This is a genomic window from Klebsiella sp. D5A (genome assembly GCF_001620885.1).
GTDB lineage: Bacteria > Pseudomonadota > Gammaproteobacteria > Enterobacterales > Enterobacteriaceae > Klebsiella > Klebsiella variicola.
The window spans coordinates 1-3,338 of record NZ_LOAR01000037.1 but is presented as its reverse complement, the minus strand read 5'-3'; the positions used below and the strand labels follow the sequence as shown (position 1 = coordinate 3,338).

The window sequence follows — 3,338 nt, the reverse complement described above, 5'->3', positions numbered from 1 at the left end:
TCGAGCAGGAGATCGATGGTGAAAAATTCAGGGTGATGAATGTGGATTACACGGCAATCATTGCCGATTTGGTAACAGTGGTGCAGGATTTGATTAGGCGACTTGACGCACTAGAAAGTTGAGGAGCATAAAAAATCCCCCGGAGGCACTTGCCGGGGGCAACTGAAACGACATTAATTGCTGTGTACATCACAGAATAATTTGCAGTAAACGATAAGTAAGTTCAAGTAAAGTTTTACTGGTCAGATGTTTTGTCGTTTTTTAATAATCTACCAAAATCAATAATAAAATAGTGCTAAATCCTGTTGGCTTTTCATGTTTAAGGATATAACCCTAAACTATTGTCTTTCATCAGATTGAAAATGCACAGATAGATTCAAGAAAATGGATGTCAAATGTTATTATTGATACGTTTATCGTTAATTGAAGTGCCATCTTGTAATTTTCACATCTATGTTATAAGTTTGTAATGTAGGACGGTTTTATTTTGTAATTTAGTGGTTTGAAGTGATAGCGGCTCTTAGTGATTTATAATAGGCTTTCTATGTTAACAAAATTCCCAGATGAAAAATACATATCTGACAGAAATTCATCGTTTATTAAACGAGTATATTTTTTACGTCAGATAGGTGTCGTTCTTTGCTTTCTTCCTATATATTCAGTCCTCCAGGAACAGTCACATCAAAAAATAACGATAGCCCTGTTAATTTTGAATGCACTCATCTGGCCATCGGTTGCTTATCTGGCAAGCATGATGTCGAAGGATATGCTGAGTACTGAAAAAAAGAATATGGTACTCGATTCATTCTGGGCTGGTATCTGGATAGCCGTAATGCAAGTTAGCCCAATTCCATCATTATTTATAATCTCCGTTCAAATAGCAGATCGCTATGCTGCTGGTGGATGGAAAATTTTAAAACCAGCATTAACGTGGATGATGATAAGTTTCGTGATAGTTTGGTTAGCAAATGATTTCAGATATACTATAGAATTCAGCACCCGAACGGTATTACTTTCTTTACCGTTGGCAACCTGTTATCCCATAGTGTTGAGTGTTGTTTCAAGGCACTTATCTCTAAAGCTGAGGAAAAGAAGGGAGTTACTGGAAAAACAGGCTCTAATGGATCCTGGCTTAGATCTGCCAAATCGTCGCTTTTTTGAACAGAAAATGGAAAGTGCTTTTCGTGCGACGCGTAAAAAGAGAATTCATTCATATCTTATGCTCATTGATGTTGATAATTTTAAAAAAATTAATGATACATATGGTCATGAAGTTGGCGATGCGGTGTTATCTCGTATATCAACAATATTACGAGAGTGCGCTGGCGAGAAGGATGTGCCAGCAAGATTTGGTGGCGATGAGTTGGCTATTATTGTTAACAACAGTAATAGCAAGCATGTTATAACCATGGTTCATATAATTCAGAAAAAAATTAAAGATCTTTCATTACCTTCTCATAAAGACATGTACTGTACTGTCAGTATCGGTATTTCTTGTGCAGAAAATAAAGAATCAATCATTGAGTGGATTAAAGAGGCTGATAAAATGCTATATGAAGTTAAACGTAATGGGAAGAATGGATATTGCATGCCGAATGATTGATGATGAAATAATTTCTGATCTCATGATTTTATACATATATATGTTTAAGAACGTTTATTATCCACAATTATAACAAGGATAAATCTCTTCGAAACCATAAGCGCCTTTCAACTTACATTGGACATCTGCCACCCAAGTCATTCGCGTAATGCAACTATCTGATCCAAATAGCTTTAATATTGAAATTATGTTTCTTTTTTAACCTTACTTTTCATTTGATTTGAATAATCGATCGATACACAAAGTATGATAGCTTTTGCCTATCATTAGATCGTTATCGATCATTTTAAACTATTTCTCTTTCATATTTAATTATGACACGATTAGGATTATTCTTAGTTCCGGTGTTTTTTTAATGATAAAGAACAGTGTGGAAATAGAATCCTGTAGATTTGTTTTAGAACCATCTTACAAAAAAGATGGTTCTGTACATTCTTGGGAAATTCTCACGAAAAATGTTAAAAAAAAGAATGCTAATGGTTATCTTGCTAATGAAAGTGCTTTTTGTTTCAGCACACTAAGTGACAAAGAAAAAATCGATTTGTTTAATAAACAGATATTGACAATTGAAGAAATTGATGCTTCTAAATTGAAGTTAAAGCCAGTTTCGTTGAATGTTGACAGTCTAATTAGCGATTATATCTTGAATGATAAATATATTAGCGATTACTTAAAAAAACAAAAAAACATTGCCTTTGAGATTAACGAAGAGTTTCATGAATTTAATACTAAATGCTGTATGATTGACTTAAAGTGTCTTTCGAAATTGTGTCCAGTATGGCTGGATGATTTTGGGAGGGGTTTAACAAATATTACAATTATTCAGATGTTTAATTTTGAATGTATAAAAATCGATAAAGATTATTTCTGGGAAATACAGTATGAGAGTAAATTATTTAAGATATTAAATGAAGTAAAATCATACTGCAATTTCGTAATTGTTGAGGGAGTTGAGACAATAGAACAAAAAAATAAAGTACATTCTGTTGTTGATTGCGCTTGCCAGGGAAGGTTGTGGATGAGTGATTACTACTATGTTGAGATTTAAAATAAATGACGACAAAAGATGATAAATGTCCATTTTGTGGTGCAAATTTAATTAATGAGGACCACTGCCACAGTTGCCATGCATTTAAGATTAAAGGGTATGTATCAAGAGACGCACGCAAGAAAATTAATTTGATATCTATCTGCACATCTTTACTGGTAGCGCTCTTTGGGTTCTTGGTCGTTTTTCTGGTATCTTTCGGTATCGGGACATATATTTCTATCATTGTGTTTTCTCTTATTTTTTATTTTATTATGAAAAGGATCCTGCATATAAAAGAAAAGAAAAAAGGGAAAATGGTTTGGAAAAGAGCAATCATAACATGGTAGGTAGAAATTAAATAATATAATGGCGTTGGTGGTTCCAATGCAAGCCTCAGATTCTGAGGCTTTTTTATATTCTTTTCAAATCATGATTTATAACACCGGAAATATTTAACCCGACTCACAGGGGGTGAGTATTATTGGCTAATAATTCTCTATCCAGATGAGCTGAAAAACTCAAAGCCAGTTATCAAAACTGAAAATATATTAATGGATTTCAATAGGTTAGGGCTTAGGCAAAAAACATTAACCACATATCAAAAACACCTATTTTCCTTTTTAAATCAATAAGTAATGATGTTATTAGTTAACTACTGCTGCGCCACATGCAGTGGTTCGAAGCCGCAGACCTGATCGTCAAAGG

Annotated in this window: 2 protein-coding genes; both read left to right on the top strand. The window is 33.6% G+C overall.

Features of this window, described 5'->3' with window-relative positions; all coding sequences use genetic code 11:
* Positions 1 to 544: 544 nt before the first annotated feature.
* Positions 545 to 1,603, top strand: a complete 1,059-nt coding sequence (locus AS136_RS25850) for a sensor domain-containing diguanylate cyclase (protein ID WP_048290180.1) — start codon at positions 545 to 547, stop codon at positions 1,601 to 1,603.
* Positions 1,604 to 1,958: 355 nt separating this feature from the next.
* Positions 1,959 to 2,651: an EAL domain-containing protein gene (locus AS136_RS25845; protein WP_063267126.1), complete on the top strand. Its 693-nt coding sequence runs from the start codon at positions 1,959 to 1,961 to the stop codon at positions 2,649 to 2,651.
* Positions 2,652 to 3,338 lie beyond the last annotated feature (687 nt).